General features: G+C 65.3%; 1 protein-coding gene. It reads right to left on the reverse strand.

Translation table 11 applies throughout. The features are described 5' to 3' along the window. A partial coding sequence (locus AC1DWF_RS34630; protein WP_476843000.1) for a complex I subunit 1/NuoH family protein occupies nucleotides 1-643 on the reverse strand: 643 nt, incomplete at its 3' end. Nucleotides 644-706: the final 63 nt, after the last annotated feature.

Genomic DNA, 706 nt, shown 5'->3' on the forward strand with positions numbered 1-706 from the left:
GGTCGAAGGGCGCGCGGTTGGTTTCCGCGAGCGTCGAGATGAAGAAGATGATGAACATCGGGAACATCGGGATGACGAACCAGAGGTTCTCCTGCGCCCGCACGATCGCCGTGAGGTTCAGCGAGCCCACGCACATCAGCACGGTCACGATGACGAAGCCCATCGAGACCTCGTAGCTGACCATCTGCGCCGCCGAGCGCAGCGCGCCGAGGAATGCGTATTTCGAGTTGGAGGCCCAGCCCGCGATGATGACGCCGTAGACGCCGAGCGAGCTGATCGCGAAGAGGTAGAGCACGCCGACATTGATGTCGGCGACCGCCCATCCGTCATTCACGGGGATCACCGCCCAGCCCAGCATGGCCAGCGTGAAGGTCAGCATCGGCGCGCCGAGGAAGAGGAGCCGCGACGACCCCGAGGGGATGATCGTCTCCTTCATCAGCATCTTCAGCGCGTCGGCGAAGGGCTGCAGCAGGCCGAAGGGGCCGACCACGTTCGGCCCCTTGCGCATCTGCATCGCGGCCAGGACCTTCCGCTCAGCCCAGGTGAGATAGGCGACGAAGATCAGCACCGGCACCAGCAGCGCCAGGGTCTTCGCCACGGTGAGCGCCAGGATGCCGATGGGCGAGGCGAGGAAATCGCTCATCGCGTCACTCCGCCGCCAGCAGGGGCTGCGGCTTCAGATAGACCGAGGCGCATTCCGCCATGG

It is taken from the genome of Aminobacter sp. P4_D5 (assembly GCF_056401815.1).